This window comes from Mesobacillus maritimus, from assembly GCF_044803185.1.
Taxonomy (GTDB): domain Bacteria; phylum Bacillota; class Bacilli; order Bacillales; family Cytobacillaceae; genus Mesobacillus_B; species Mesobacillus_B maritimus_B.
In genome coordinates this window covers 4,329,513-4,344,412 of sequence record NZ_CP085225.1, presented here as the reverse complement: position 1 = coordinate 4,344,412, position 14,900 = coordinate 4,329,513, and the positions used below count along the sequence as shown (strand labels likewise).

The following is a 14,900-nucleotide window of genomic DNA, read 5'->3' as shown; positions in this document are numbered from 1 at the left end:
TATTTAAGTTTAGTGTCATGTTTTCGGAAGGGTTTATTACCCTTCTTACTGTTTGATTTACAAGCATTCTGAGTGCACCGATATGGTATATTAGGGGCGAATAAAAAAGCTCATAAATTGAAGAGTTGTGAAACACCCCCAATTTATGAGCCATGAAACATAAAGAATAAAAGTACTTTTTGTAAACGTATTTATTATTGTAAGTGGAAATCATTAGACTCCAACTTAATTATAAATGACATTATTTTTTACACTATCACCCCAGCCAATAAAAAGTTCTGGAGGAGCAAAAGTTTCTCCGCATTCTGTTTTATAAATATTCTGAGCATCTGGAGGTACTTTTGTCATATTAGTATATAGAGTATGGAGGACCCCATTTATATATAAGTCACCTTGAATATATAAATGACCACTTAAGTCTAGTGTTTGAGCATTTAAATCTCCCTTTACACACATAGTTGTTCCTTCTGCAATTGTAGCTTTTGGTAGAATTACATTTCCTCGAACATAAGCCAAGCTACTTTCTTTCTGCTCGTGCTTATTGTTACTATTATTTCCGCTATTTTCTAATGCAAATTGTTCTCCGTTTACTTTTAAATTACCGCCAACATATAACTTTGAATAATGTATTGTAAGGTTGTTGTTAAAAACAGCATCATTCTCTGTTTCGATCGTTGATGTTTCTAGGTTATTGACATTTTGGCCAATAGTAAGATTTTTTGAGAATATTTTAAGATTAACTGCGCTATTACCATTTTTATTAATTGTTAGGTCATTTACAGCGTAAATTAACTTATTATCTAAGTTATTCAGGTTTTCATCGTAGGGGGGGGGTACTCCTTCAATTAGAACTTTTGTACAACCTATTTGACTACCATTACCTAAGATGGCTGAAAGTGAACTAGGATCTATACATTCAGGTTGGGAAACATCCGGTTTATCAATAACATCAAATCTTGGTGGCGAAAATGAAATAATTGGACCAGACTCCGCATCATTAAGATTTGGATTTCCAATGTGGATGGTTAATTGACCGGTTAAAGTTACAGGTTTGCTATCCTCTGTACCAGTACTCGTATAATTTATGTTAATTTCGTCTCTAGTAGTATCGAATCCAATATTACTTTTATCTACCACTATCTGAATTGGCTCATCTGACCTTCCCTCTATAGGTACAGTCTTATTTTCAATAATAGCTGATTCTAGTTCTTCTAGCATATAGTCTGCTGCAAGCTGTTTATATTTAGCCTCAACTTCTTTATATTGTGTTGATGTTTCATCATAAGTTTCTAAATCTCTTACAAGAGGATCTGATTCCATTTCAAGTTTTAGTCTTTCAGCTACTACATTTTGTTTAGCTTCATAAATACTTTGTATTTCAGTATGATAGTAGGTAATACCAGCCTCAGCCAAGGCAACTGCTTTCGAGTTTTTCTCGATTTGCTGATTTTGCTTTACACTACTAAAAGCTTGTCCCATAAATGCTAAGAATAAAATCATAAAAAGGACTATCGTAAGTAGTACTGTAAGCAATGCATATCCACGTTCATTCATAAATCTAGACACTAAACCCCACCATCCTTAACGCGATATAAAACTGTGTCGACGGTTACCTTATTAGTTGGATTCATTTTATCAGAAACCACTATTTCTATCTCTAAGTCATTATAAAAGGGATCTTGATTAACTACAGTTTCGTCTGGTGTTGTAATTAAAATAGGTGTCTCTCTGTCAGAATTAGACTCGAAGCACAGTTCGCTATCCTTAAATTCCATTGTTTGAACTGTAGCACTTTCTGCTGTATTAGTAATCTCGACATATATTTCACAAGGTGTGGTGTTATAAATTTTATAATACTCTGAGGTTTGGTGGATGTTAGTAAGGTTAGCAATGACAATATTTGCTTCTTGATTTAGCCTATTTTTGGTTGTTGCCGTCTCGGAGAATTTATAACCTTGAAAAAAAATACTCCAAATAAGAATTCCAGCGAAAGATAAAATTGCTAGTGTTACTAACAACTCAGTTAAGGTTACTCCTCTTTGGTTGTTAACCAATTTACTCCCTCCTATTTTACAACTATATAGCCATACGTTTCTGAAATAGGTTTCCCTGTATCATTTAAGATTCTAATTTGGATCTCATGTGCAGGTACTTCTACAACTGCATTATTAGGAGGTTCTTTCCAAATTTTTATTTCTGCCCTTGGATTTTCAGTTGTGAAAAGATAGAATTCATCCCCATCACCATCTATATCTTCTGTAGGAATTGTTCCTGGCCAATCTGCTGGTTGCGGTTCTTCCTTCTTGAGAGCTGCAATTAAATTAGAATCTAGTTTCCATTCATTTAATAATAGCTTTGCAGTATTGATTGCTTGTGCCTTTTCTTTATTATGATTATTAATCATTCCCATTTGTGGAAAGAAGTTCATAATAGATATGAGAATAATGGACAGTATAGCCATTGCAGCTAATACTTCTATTAAAGTAATCCCTCTTTCATTACGGATTGTCTTCACTCTCTCCAATCCTTTCGTTCGATATATTAGATTTATTGTAATTCTATCATACCATTTTTCTCCCAAATAGTAAGTGGATAACTAGGTAAAAAGACCGGAAGATAAATCTGCACTTGTGCAGATTTACCATTACTTTAATATTAAATGTTCTTTTCAATTATTTTTCAATATTATACAATGGGTATAAAGACTGTCTAAATTTGTTGAATATAATAGAAAAAAGATGAAATATATATAACTTATTAGGGGTGTAGAAGTGGAGAGTTTAATTTTTGCTAGTATTGCATTGCTAATTATGATTCCTATCATGTACTTTTTACCACTTGGCTTTTCTTTTCGGGGAAAGTTGTTGATTATAGCTGCGTCCTTAATGATTTCAGTAGTAGGATTGCTCGCGACACCAATCTTGTCATTATGGCAATCGGGTTTGATTGTTGTATTGCTGATTGGTGTTTCTACTTATTTGATGAACGGAAAGATACCAGTGCTAGGAGAATCTATTGAGGAAGAAAGTCCTATTGATTTAAATCAAGTGAACGAACCAGTGTTAGGTGATGTACCGGATGTATATAGTTATATCGCCAGTTCTGACTTAGCCACAAACGATTCGGATATTCATGTCACCGAGAGCCTGGTAGAAAAAGCAATGAGACAGACCAGCAGACAAAAAACTCCTTCACTTTTTGCTAGGCATAGTGACGAGGAAGATACGGACGATATAGAGATGGAATTTATATCTTTGAATGAAGTCGCGGCAACTAGTGAACAACCAGCTGATGATCTAGTTCTTGGTCATTCTTACCTTGGAGATATGGAAGAGACATTGTTTGTGGAAACTGAAGAGGAAGATACCGCTGAAAAAAGCTCAACTGTGCAAGAAGAATTGGAACTTGATGCACATGAGGAACAGGGAATGGATGAAAAAAGTACCTTTGATGAATTAGATGATCTCCCAGAGCTAGATTTTAACGATGACTTAGTTAATGAAGACGAATCGAAAAAAGCAAATCTAGATGAAGACTTTTGGAGTAATCTGCTAGAAGATGAAGAATTGGAAGTGCTTGAAGAAAAGAAAGGGAAGTTAGTAAACGTAAAATAATCATATATTCAAAAAGCGGTCTTATCTTCCTTTTATTCCCGATGTCTTTTAAACATGGATTCTACTAAAATAAAAGAGTTAATAAGAGTAAGACAGCTTTCCTGGGAGGAAACGAAGGTGAAGAATCAACAAGGATTAAAACTGTTTGTTGTCCTATTAGTCAGTACCTTATTTATTTATAGTTTCTCTCATTTTGGTGCCTTGACTTATAATGCGATGACGACTGAAGATGACTTGTTCTTACAAGGTACAAGTATTGGATCAGTAGATGTCGCAGGCACAACTAGGGACGACGCGCTCATAGCCGTGACTGATAGACTTCAACAGTGGCAGAATGGTACAAAAATTAATTTAAAATACAAAGAAAAAACAATAGCAGTAAATCTAGAAATTTATCAATTTGACATACAAGGGTCAGTTACTCAAGCTCAGAATGGTCACAGTAATGCAGCGCTTGTATCAATAGACCCACAAGGGATAAAGACTTTATTAACTCAATTGTCTCCAAAGCTACAACTTGAGGATGAAGAACTTACAAGGTTAAATAACGAGCTTGTTTCTTATGCAAACAATTTAAATATTGGCGAGCATAAGGTTTCAATTGAGAAATTACTTGAATCTAGTGTAACTGATGAAGTCATTAGTGAAACGGTTTTACAACTCGATGAAGCAAGCGTTGCGATGATGGATTGGGTAACTGGATTATCGCCAATTAGCATCCCTGCGGAATCACAGTTTTCGTTCCTAAAGGTTATTGAGGAGAAAAAGCTAGCTTCTATGCCAGCGGCAGCTCAAAGTATGATTGCTACAGGAATTTACGAAACGATTTTACCAACTAACTTTGTGATCTTGCAGAGACATATTGGCCAAGAATTGCCTAAATATACCGACTTAGGTTTTGAAGCGAAAATCAACAAAAACAACAATCTTGATTTGGCTTTTACCAATTCGAATGAATTGGAATACACACTTGAATTTAAATGGGAACATCCTACCCTTACTGTTCAGTTAAAGGGAGACCCTCTGTTATACAAATACGTTGTTGAAGCGACCGATAAAAAGGAATTCAAACCAAAGACGATTATTCAATACAGTCCACAGCTTTATCCATCACAGAAAACAGTGAAGGAAACAGGTCGGAATGGCTTGTTTACCAAGGTTCTTCGTAAGGTGTACGGAGAAAATGATGAATTCGTTAGTGAAGAATTAATATCTGAGGATTATTATGCGCCTGTTGAACGGGTTGAAGTTCATGGCTTAAAATCTACCACAACAACTACTAGTGATACTGCTATACCAGTAGAAGGCGAGAATGGAACACAAACCCCTGCTAATCCATCAGAAGAAAGCACAACTCAGGAAACAAAGGGGAAGGATAAAGAAATCATATACGGCAAACCAAACGAAAAAGAAAAATAATTAAGTGAAGCGGTGAATCTGTATGAAGCAAACTAGAAAACGACTCGGTGATTTAATTGTTGAAGCAGGCTTGATCACAGAAGAACAGCTTCAAGAAACATTGATGGACAAATCAAATAGTCTTAAACTCGGTGAAGCACTCTTGCATAAAGGATTTATTACCGAGCAACAATTGATTGAAGTGCTAGAGGTCCAGCTTGGAATTCCACATATTAGCTTATATGGGTATCCATTTGATACGAACCTTTTCTCGCTTATTTCTAAGGACACAGCTTCTCGTAATCAGGTTGTTCCTTTGAGAAAAGAAGGGGACAAGCTTCTAGTTGCGATGTCTGATCCGATGGACTTCTTTGCTATTGACGATTTACGTTTATCAACTGGGTTTCAGATTGAAAAAGTGATCGCGACAAAAGACGATATTATTCGGACCATCAATAAGTACTATGATATGGACGAGGACTTTGAAGAGCTAGTTGGAAGCACAAAGTCCGGCGAAAACGATCAAGAAGAAAGCTTAACGGATGAGTCATCACCGATTGTAAAACTAGTAAACCAAATCCTTTTAAGTGCTGTTACCCAAAAAGCAAGTGATATCCATATCGATCCACAGGAGACAAAGGTCGTTGTTCGTTATCGTGTAGACGGGATTCTTAGGGTTGAAAGGTCTTTGCCAAAAAATATGCAAAATGTGTTAACGGCGAGAATTAAGATCCTAGCAAATCTTGATATCACGGAACATCGTGTCCCCCAAGATGGAAGGATTAAAATAAACGTAGAGTATTACCCAATCGATTTACGTGTTTCCACACTACCAACGGTTTATGGTGAAAAGGTCGTTATGCGTATCTTGGATCTTTCAAGTAGTTTAACGGATTTAAACAAACTAAGTTTCAATAAGGTTAATTTAACAAGATTCAATCAACTAATTGAAAAACCAAATGGGATTGTCCTAATAACAGGTCCAACTGGTTCCGGTAAATCCTCGACACTATATGCGGCGTTAAATAAATTAAACAGTGAAAGTGTAAACATAATTACAGTTGAGGATCCGGTTGAGTATCGCCTTGAAGGTATCAGTCAAATTCAGGTGAATTCTAATGTGGGCATGACCTTTGCCGCAGGACTTCGTGCGATTTTACGACAAGACCCTGATATTGTCATGGTTGGGGAAATCCGTGACCGTGAAACAGCTGAAACAGCAGTTCGTGCATCATTAACAGGTCACCTCGTCTTAAGTACCTTGCATACGAATGATGCAATTAGTAGTATTAACCGTTTGATTGACATGGGTGTGGAACCGTTTCTAGTAGCAACGGCACTTACTGGAGTAGTTGCACAACGTTTAGTTAGGAAGGTATGCCGTGATTGTGCTGAGGGTCATGAACCATCAAAGCGGGAACTTGAGATGTTTGCCAAACGAGGGTTGAAAATTGAGAAAATCATGCGTGGCAAGGGATGTGCTTCCTGCAGTATGTCTGGTTACAAGGGCAGGGTTGCGATTCAGGAAGTGGTTGTTGTTGATGATGAAATTAGACGTTTAATTATGAACGGTGAATCTGTTGCGAAACTTAGACAAATCGCTATCCAGAATAAAACAATTTTTTTAGTTGATGATGGATTATTAAAAGTAAAACAAGGACTGACAACCACAGAGGAAGTATTACGGGTTGCGATTCCGGAGTAGAGGTGTGATTACGTGAAAGAAAGAATAGATAAGATTCTAAGAGCAGCCTATGAGTTAAAGGCATCAGATATTCACATAACTGTCGGGGTTCCACCGATGTTTCGTATCAATGGAGAACTGAGGAGATACGGCAAAGAGATTTTACTACCTGATGATACAGAAGGCATGGCTAAAAGCATTATCCCAGAGGACAAATGGGAAGTGTTTAAAGACATGGGTGAGCTTGACCTTAGTTATGCAGTACCTGGAGTATCTAGATTCAGGGTTAACGCTTTTACCCAGCGTTCTGCTGTTGCAATCGCAATCAGGGTTATCTCAACAAGCATTCCTAACCTTGATGATTTAAAAATGCCCGCAGTATTAAAGCATATAACCGAAAAACCGCAAGGGCTAGTACTTGTTACTGGTCCAACGGGTAGTGGGAAATCAACCACTTTAGCAGCAATGATCGGACATATGAACCAGAATATGCGAAAGCATATCATCACACTAGAAGACCCGATTGAGTACTTGCATAAGCACGGCAATAGCATTATTGACCAACGTGAAATCGGTGCTGATACAAAAAGCTTTGCGAATGCTTTAAGAGCAGCTTTACGTCAAGATCCTGATGCAATTCTTGTCGGGGAAATGCGTGACCTTGAGACGATTCAAACAGCAATTACCGCTGCGGAAACGGGCCACTTAGTGTTTGGTACATTGCATACACAAAGTGCTCCAGCATCAGTGGAACGGATGATTGACGTCTTCGATCCAGGACAGCAGCCACAGGTTCGGACTCAACTTGCTGGGGTTTTATTAGCGATTATCTCGCAACGTTTGTTTAAAACAATTGATAACTCTGGTCGACGAGCGGCAACAGAAATTATGATGAATAATGCTGCAATCGCCAACTTGATTCGTAATGATAAAATCCACCAAATCGAAACCGTCATTCAAACATCAAGAAATCAGGGGATGGTTACGCTTGAAACCAGTATTAAAGATCTGATTCAAACGGGAGTCATTAGTAAAGAGGCCGGTCAACCGTTCTTAAAAGAGACGGTGAGCTAAAATGGCAAGGTTTAAATATTCTGGCCGAAATCGTAAAGGAAAAAAATCGGGGACGATTAGTGCAGCTTCCAAGCGGGAGGCAATTCTTCAGCTTCGTGGTGACGGGATAAAAGTAGTCGAAATTAGTGAAGTTCCTGAAACAATGATGACAAAAGACCTATCAATAGGTAACCCGGTCAAGCTTCAGGATATTGTCATTTATTTACGACAGTTTGCCACATTAATCAAAGCAGGGGTTACCATTGTTGATGCTACGAATATTCTTGCAATGCAAACAGATAGTAAGAAACTATCAGCAGCTTTAAAAGAGATAGAAACTGAGCTCCGACAGGGACAACCATTTTCTGATGCAGCTGAGAAACACAAAAAAATTTTTGAACCGATGTTTATTAATATGGTTCGTGCCGGTGAAGCCGGTGGAAACATGGAAGAAACGTTAGAGAGATTAGCGGAGCATTTTGAAAAACAACATAATACAAGGCAAAAGATTAAGTCGGCAATGGCCTATCCTGTTGTTGTCGGGATTATTGCAGTTGCAGTTGTAATTTTTATGCTTGTATCCGTTGTACCAACCTTTGTAGGTATGTTCGCTGACTTTGGTGCGGATTTACCTGCAATCACGCAATTTGTTTTGAATGCAAGTGAATTCATGCAAGTCTACTGGTGGTTAATTTTACTCTTAGCAATAGCCTTTGCTGTGGGATTAAATCTATTAAACAATGGAAAGAAAACAAAATATTATATGGATTTAATCAAACTTAAGATGCCGATATTTGGAAAGATGCTACAAAAAGCCGCATTAGCGAGAATGACTAGAACGCTAAGCTCATTATTTTCATCAGGTGTGCCTATCTTAAACGCACTTTCAATTGTCGAGAGCGTCGTTGAAAATGAAGTCATTTCTCGTGTTATTAAAGCGTCACGAGAAGACTTAGCTAGGGGACGTTCTTTAACTGGTCCAATGAAGGAACATTGGGCGTTTCCACCTTTGACAACGCAAATGATCTCTATTGGTGAAGAAACTGGGTCTTTAGACGCTATGCTCTCAAAAGTAGCTGAATTCTATGAAAAAGAAGTCGATAATAGTACGGATAAACTCAAATCTTTAATAGAGCCATTAATGATTGTATTCTTGGCTGGGATTGTTGGAGTCATCGTTTTGGCGATTATGACACCAATGTTTGATATGTTCAATCATGTCGGTTAGGAATTTGTTGGATTTTGTAAAAAATGCTTTTTAATTGGCAAAAAGTCATAGTATAATAGAACTAAGTTCAATATATTGAACAAAAAAATAAAATATTTTTAAAAGGGAGAGAAAGAAATGTTACAAAAGGTCAAAAATCGTCTTAAAGATCAGCGTGGTTTAACATTAATCGAGCTTTTAGCAGTTATTGTAATTTTAGGGATTATTGCTGCGATTGCTGTACCAAGTATTATGAACGTTATAGATAAGTCAAAAGTGGACGCTGTTAAGTCTGATGCAATTCAAGTAATAAATGCTGCTAATCTGTATATTGCAGCTGAAGGTTATGACGGAACTGCAATTACTGGCGCTGAGTTAAATTCCTATGTGGACAATGTTGATATAGCGGGAATTACTGCTATTAGTGTTGAAGATGCTACTACCGGTGGTGGTAAAGTAATTAAGCTTACCGGCACAATTACTAATAATGACAAAACTATTACATTAAAAGCAGCAACACTAGATGATATTAAAAACGATACTACTGACGATGATGCTGATGCTAATGCTCCAGTAAAAATTAGTTAATAGCTTAATAAACAGCGAGGTAACCTTTTGATAATTATTATTGTACTATTTGTATACGGAATTACACTTGGCTCCTTCTACAACGTAGTTGGTCTCCGTGTTCCAGAAGGGAAATCAATTGTTTATCCTGGTTCATCATGTCCATCCTGTGGCCATAGGCTTAGAGCCTGTGAACTAATACCAGTTCTATCCTATTTATTACAAAGGGGAAAATGCCGCGGCTGTCAGTCGCGGATTTCTCCTATTTATCCAAGTATTGAGTTTTTGACAGGCGTTCTTTTTGCGACAGCACTACTTGTTGTTGGTTGGAGTATGGAACTGATTATAGCGCTGACACTTATATCATTGTTTGTTATTATCTTTGTATCCGATATTGCTTATATGATTATTCCTGATAAAGTGCTGCTTGTGTTTGCAGGCATTTTTTTGTTGGAGCGAATTTTTATTCCCCTGACACCTTGGTGGGATAGCTTTCTAGGAGCGGTGGTTGGTTTCGTACTTTTACTCGTGATTGCCCTGGTTAGCAAAGGCGGCATGGGTGGCGGCGATATCAAGCTGTTTGCATTAATTGGCTTTGTCGTCGGTACAAAGACACTATTATTATCATTCTTCTTTTCAACTCTACTAGGTGCAGTCATTGGCCTTATTGGTATGAGTCTTGGTTTAGTTAAAAAGGGTAAACCGATTCCGTTTGGGCCGTTTATTGCTGTAGGCACTTTAATTGCCTACTATTTCGGTGACACACTTGTACAAGCATACTTAACATTATTCTTCAGTTAATGAAGGGGGTACACAAATGGCTTCAGCCCTCCTTTCGTTCAAAACCCGTCCGGTTGAGATCGTGGTGAATGACCATTCAATCCGTTACATCGAATTAAAGAATTCCGACGAGCCCATTCCCTATAAGTGGGGCGAACGTTATTTGCCCCCTGGGATTGTTAAAGAAGGGAAAATCGTTGATCGTGAGTCACTAAGCATCATTCTTGAGGAATGCATTGACGTTTGGAAAATTAAGCGACGCAAGGTTCGGTTTCTTGTCCCGAATCCATCTGTAACTATTCGGAAGCTACCGATTCCTGCTGACCTTAATATAGATGAAATCCAAGGCTATTTATATATGGAGATTGGCGACACCATCCATCTTCCTTTTGAAGAGCCCGTTTTTGATTTTATTGTGCTTCCGCAGCAGGAGGAAAAACGTGAGATTCTTCTATTTGCTGCTCACCGTGAGCATGTAACCGCCTATTCTGAACTTTTTTCAAGTGTTAAATTAACGCCAGTAGCTGCTGATTTATCTTCATTGGCACTTTACCGGCTATATCATCATTTAACAGAAAAGCCAGAAACTGAAAATCTATTAATTATTCAATTTGACCTTGACCATGTTAATATGAGTATTTTTGAGAATGAAATACCATTCTTCACCCGCCATCAAGATATCTCGTTTGATCCCAATCTATGGGATACAACTGTAGGTCGGTCTGGTTTCCAACAATTGACCTATAAAGGCGACATGAAGGAATTAACTGTCCAACTTGATGAAGTGACAAAAGAGATTAATATGATGATTGATTTCTACCAATTTTCGCTGAATCAAGGGAAAAATGAATTGACGAAAATTCTTGTAACTGGTGACCATCCATTTTTAGGGACGATACAGGAAGAACTGCAAAAGCAATTTGACTTCCCAATCGACATTCTCGATTCCAGTAGTCAAATATCAACAGAAAAAAACAGACCATTGCCATCCTCGCATTATCTAGCTTTGGGACTTGCTTTAAAAGAGGTGTAAGCTATGCTTGTCGAAATCAACCTGTTACCGAAAAAAGAACAGAAAAATTATAAACTGATTACGATACTGCTTGCGGCCCTTTTCATCATGATAGTAGCGGGATTCGTTCTTTTTTGGCAGGGAAAAAGCTATAATCAAGAAATTTCTACACTAGACAATCAAATCTCGACAACACAACAAATCGCCCAACTTGAACAGGCAAAGGTGATGGAAGGCCAGGTGTCAGGATCGGTATCTGTGCTTGAATCTGCTGTCTTATGGGCAAGTGAAGACCCACTTAAAACGGTTCCTATTATTGAACATGTTACGGCACTCCTCCCTCATCGTGGATTTATTCAAAATATCTCTTATGCTGAAACAGGCTCCATTACCATGACTGTTCAATTTGATACAAGTCGAGAAGCGGCCTATTATTTAAAGACATTGTTAGATTCTGAATGGTTCTCAGAAGTAAAATTAAGCTCAGTCTCAACGAGTGAATTAGAAACCGAGAGTACAGACAGTCAGACTGAACAGCAAGAGAATCCAGAGCAAGAGGGAACATCAGAGTCACAGGAAGGCAAAGCCTATTTGATTCAGCCGGATGGGACAGTGACACAGGTGCAGCTTCAAACTGAAACGCCTAAGGAAAATGAAACAACTGTAGTTGAACCGGAGAAAGACCTTGTTCCGCGTTACATTGGGCAGTTTCAGCTTCAGCTTAGCCGGGACTATATCAATGCCCAACAAAATGGTGCTGACAAAGTAGCTGCCACTGAAGGAGGGGAAGAATCATGAGCCTTAAATTAGCTAAGAAAGAGCTATTGATTCTTCTTGCCGCTGTTGTTGTCGTAGTAGCCTTTGTACTTGGTGTTTATTATCTTTATCTGAATCCGAAGAAACAAGAAGTGGCTGATAAGCAGACCCAGCTAGAGACAGAAGAACAATTACTTGCTGCGATTCAAACAAAGTTTTCTGGAAATACTGCACCTTTAGAAGGGACGGTTGCGGAACTTCAAAAGAAGGTGCCGGTAAAACAACAGCTTGAGCAGTTAATCCTTGATTTAAATCAAGCTGAGGTCAGGGCAAATAGCTTTATCACCAATATGTCTTTTTCTGAAGGAGATGTAGCAGCAAGAACTCTAGAAGATGCAGGTGCGGAGAATGCTCAAGAAGCCACAGATAATACCAGCGGAGAAACTGAAGCTCAAGCCCCTGAAGCTACAACAAATCCTGAGACGGCTGAGACTGAAGAGCAGTACCAACCTCTTCCTCTACCAGAAGGAATCAAAAAGCTGAATGTCAATCTATCCGTCACTTCCCCTAGTTATAAGGACTTGATGGATTTCCTCGGTGCTTTGGAAGGGTTGAATCGACGAGTGATGATTGAGTCTGTCGCTTTTTCTGGTTCCACTGAATTAACGAATGTTGAGGAAGAAAATCAGGAGTTTACCTACTCTATTACTCTTTCAGCGTTCTACATCCCAACGCTTGAAGACTTAGAGGATCAGCTTCCAGAGCTTGAAGTGCCAGCTCCTAGCAATAAAACCAATCCATTTGCTAGCTCTCCTGATGTAATAGGAGAAGCTGCTGCTGAATTAGATAATCCGATTCTAGTAAAAAATTTGACGAAATACTTCCCGAACGAGACGACAAAAGTCTTGTTCTTTTTTTTTATGCATATGATAGGATTAAACCAATTTTATGTGCATGAATCGGGAGGGCTGATATTTGGACAAGCATAAAACCATTACGATAAAGATTAACGGCAAGGAACGCTCACATAAAGATGAAAAGCCTAAGAGTGAGAAACAAGCACAAGCTAGTACTGGTTCAGAAGCTAAACCTAAAATCAAAGCTTGGAACGAAACAGCAGCAGCGAAGGAATCAGCGGAAGATTCGTTTGACTGGGTCCTACCAGAACTATCAGAAGAGGATGAAAAGGACTTTAAGGTCGTTCCAAAGTCAAAGGAAAACAAACAGAGAGGTTTTCGCTTGCCGGGATTACCTCAACCTCCTAATAAGAATCGTCGGAACTCATCGCCAATTTTCTCGCGGATTGCCTTGAATGTACTGTTAGCTGTAGCATTGGGACTGGGGTTTGGGATGATCATCCTTAATACGGTAAAGCCAGATACGCTAGAGACAGTAGTACCTGCAAACACTGCACCTGCAAAGGATAAACCATCTGAGGGTGGAAGTGGAACCGGAACCGGAACCGGCTCAGAGAGTTTGGAACTCCCTGCACTTTCGACCTTCGTTGTCCAGGGGGGAGTTTTTTCTAGTAAAGATTCCGCCAATACTGCTGTGAAAGAGCTTGAAGGAAAAGGGATTAATGCACAAGCTGTTGCCGTGAATGGTCAGTATGCGTTGCTACTAGGAATGGCTAGTTCTCTTGAAGACGCTAAAGCGGTTGGTACTGATCTCGAAAGCAAAGGCGCAGAGGTGTTCTCAAAACCACTTGAGCTTGGTGGTTTCAGCATGGAGGGGCTAACGAAAGAAGAAAGTGGTGTGCTGAAGATCGCACCAGAGCTGTTCGCTACCCTTTCAGGTGGAGACTTTAGCAACCCGGCTGCTGTTGAGGGTCAACTTGCTAACCTAAAAAAGATTGATAAAGCTAAAATCGGCAATAAGGAGATTATGGCCGCTAAGGAACATCTAGAACAGGGAGCAACTGCGTTTCTAGCAAAGGATAACGCTGGAGTTCAAAAAGAGAGTCTAGCATTTCTTGCTTCTTGGCAATCACTTGGGAAATAGTGACAAAAACTTACAATTACCGTCGTGTTCCTAGGTATATTTTCTGGGAAATACAACATAATAACAGGGTCTGTCTTCCTATTCGACAGACCCTGAATTTTTTGTCTTCTTTTATGTACTAAAGATTGTGAGAAGTGCGGAGATTTGATACGATAAACTTGTATCTCTCCCAAAAATGCAAAGAAAATGAAAGGTGATGTTATGCAACGACTTATTTTAGCCTCATCCTCTCCACGACGAAGAGAACTTCTTGAAAATCTCCACTTAACTTTTGAAATTTCCAGCAGTAATGTTGATGAGAGTTTCAGTCCTGATTTGACACCTGAAGAAGCCGTGAAGGAATTGGCATCGCGAAAAGCAAGCTTTGTTGCCAAAAAGGAGCCGAATGCATTTGTCATTGGTTCTGATACGGTTGTGGTTCATAACGGTGACATCCTTGGGAAACCAAATGACCGGGAAGAGGCTTTATATATGTTGAAGAAGCTTTCCGGGCAAACGCATTCCGTTTTTACCGGAGTTAGTATTATTAGCCCAGAGCGAGAAATTCAGTTTTATGAAAAAACAGACGTGGTCTTCTGGGAGCTGTCACATGAAGAAATGGACGCCTACATAAGCAGTGGGGAACCGTTCGATAAAGCAGGTGGTTATGGGATACAGGGCTTTGGAAGCTTTCTTGTCCGCGAAATAAAAGGAGATTATTTCTCCGTCGTCGGCTTGCCTGTAGCTAGAACCGTCCGTGAACTACGACACGCTGGGTACGTCCTTCCGTATTAACCTACTTTCCAATCACATCCTTCTTCTAAAAACTGTTCCCTGTCGCCATATAGG

Annotated in this window: 15 protein-coding genes; 12 read left to right on the top strand and 3 right to left on the bottom strand. The window is 38.9% G+C overall.

Translation table 11 applies throughout. From position 1 onward, the window contains the following. Positions 1-225 precede the first annotated feature (225 nt). From LG336_RS21095 to LG336_RS21085, 3 genes are read right to left on the bottom strand one after another with little or no spacing between them, the layout of a single operon-like run. The gene (locus tag LG336_RS21095) at positions 226-1,566 is read right to left on the bottom strand and encodes a hypothetical protein (protein ID WP_404329436.1); all 1,341 of its coding nucleotides are present in this window, start codon (positions 1,564-1,566) and stop codon (positions 226-228) included. Continuing rightward, the gene (locus LG336_RS21090; protein WP_404329435.1) at positions 1,566-2,054 is read right to left on the bottom strand and encodes a type II secretion system protein J; all 489 of its coding nucleotides are present in this window, start codon (positions 2,052-2,054) and stop codon (positions 1,566-1,568) included. Before LG336_RS21090 ends, LG336_RS21095 begins: the two co-directional genes overlap by 1 nt. A gap of 11 nt (positions 2,055-2,065) precedes the next feature. Next, positions 2,066-2,515, bottom strand: a complete 450-nt coding sequence (locus LG336_RS21085) for a prepilin-type N-terminal cleavage/methylation domain-containing protein (RefSeq protein ID WP_404329434.1) — start codon at positions 2,513-2,515, stop codon at positions 2,066-2,068. 256 nt (positions 2,516-2,771) lie between these two features. On the opposite strand from LG336_RS21085, the gene LG336_RS21080 reads away from it, so the two are divergent. From LG336_RS21080 to LG336_RS21025, 12 genes are all read left to right on the top strand, one after another. Continuing rightward, complete coding sequence (locus LG336_RS21080) at positions 2,772-3,614, top strand: hypothetical protein (RefSeq protein WP_404329433.1); 843 nt, start codon at positions 2,772-2,774, stop codon at positions 3,612-3,614. Between the two features lie 117 nt (positions 3,615-3,731). Further along, positions 3,732-5,033, top strand: a complete 1,302-nt coding sequence (locus LG336_RS21075) for a G5 domain-containing protein (RefSeq protein WP_404329432.1) — start codon at positions 3,732-3,734, stop codon at positions 5,031-5,033. 22 nt (positions 5,034-5,055) lie between these two features. Next, positions 5,056-6,717 carry a GspE/PulE family protein gene (locus LG336_RS21070; RefSeq protein WP_404329431.1) on the top strand — a complete coding sequence of 554 codons (1,662 nt, stop codon included), beginning with the start codon at positions 5,056-5,058 and terminating at the stop codon, positions 6,715-6,717. A gap of 12 nt (positions 6,718-6,729) precedes the next feature. Next, positions 6,730-7,770 (top strand): type IV pilus twitching motility protein PilT, encoded by a 1,041-nt coding sequence (locus LG336_RS21065; protein WP_404329430.1) that lies wholly within the window; start codon positions 6,730-6,732, stop codon positions 7,768-7,770. Between the two features lies 1 nt (position 7,771). After that, complete coding sequence (locus LG336_RS21060) at positions 7,772-8,977, top strand: type II secretion system F family protein (protein ID WP_404329429.1); 1,206 nt, start codon at positions 7,772-7,774, stop codon at positions 8,975-8,977. 117 nt (positions 8,978-9,094) lie between these two features. After that, positions 9,095-9,544 carry a type II secretion system protein gene (locus tag LG336_RS21055; RefSeq protein WP_404329428.1) on the top strand — a complete coding sequence of 150 codons (450 nt, stop codon included), beginning with the start codon at positions 9,095-9,097 and terminating at the stop codon, positions 9,542-9,544. A gap of 30 nt (positions 9,545-9,574) precedes the next feature. Continuing rightward, a complete protein-coding gene (locus LG336_RS21050; protein ID WP_404333247.1) occupies positions 9,575-10,324 on the top strand; it encodes a prepilin peptidase in 750 nt (249 codons plus the stop codon). A gap of 16 nt (positions 10,325-10,340) precedes the next feature. After that, complete coding sequence (pilM, locus tag LG336_RS21045) at positions 10,341-11,336, top strand: type IV pilus biogenesis protein PilM (RefSeq protein ID WP_404329427.1); 996 nt, start codon at positions 10,341-10,343, stop codon at positions 11,334-11,336. 3 nt (positions 11,337-11,339) lie between these two features. Further along, positions 11,340-12,113, top strand: a complete 774-nt coding sequence (locus tag LG336_RS21040; protein ID WP_404329426.1) for a PilN domain-containing protein — start codon at positions 11,340-11,342, stop codon at positions 12,111-12,113. Beyond that, positions 12,110-13,060 (top strand): pilus assembly protein PilO, encoded by a 951-nt coding sequence (locus tag LG336_RS21035; protein WP_404329425.1) that lies wholly within the window; start codon positions 12,110-12,112, stop codon positions 13,058-13,060. Before LG336_RS21040 ends, LG336_RS21035 begins: the two co-directional genes overlap by 4 nt. Further along, positions 13,047-14,072 (top strand): SPOR domain-containing protein, encoded by a 1,026-nt coding sequence (locus tag LG336_RS21030; protein WP_404329424.1) that lies wholly within the window; start codon positions 13,047-13,049, stop codon positions 14,070-14,072. Before LG336_RS21035 ends, LG336_RS21030 begins: the two co-directional genes overlap by 14 nt. Positions 14,073-14,273: 201 nt before the next feature. Then, entirely contained in the window at positions 14,274-14,846 is a 573-nt protein-coding gene (locus LG336_RS21025) for a Maf family protein (protein WP_404329423.1), read from the top strand. The last annotated feature ends 54 nt before the right edge of the window (positions 14,847-14,900 follow it).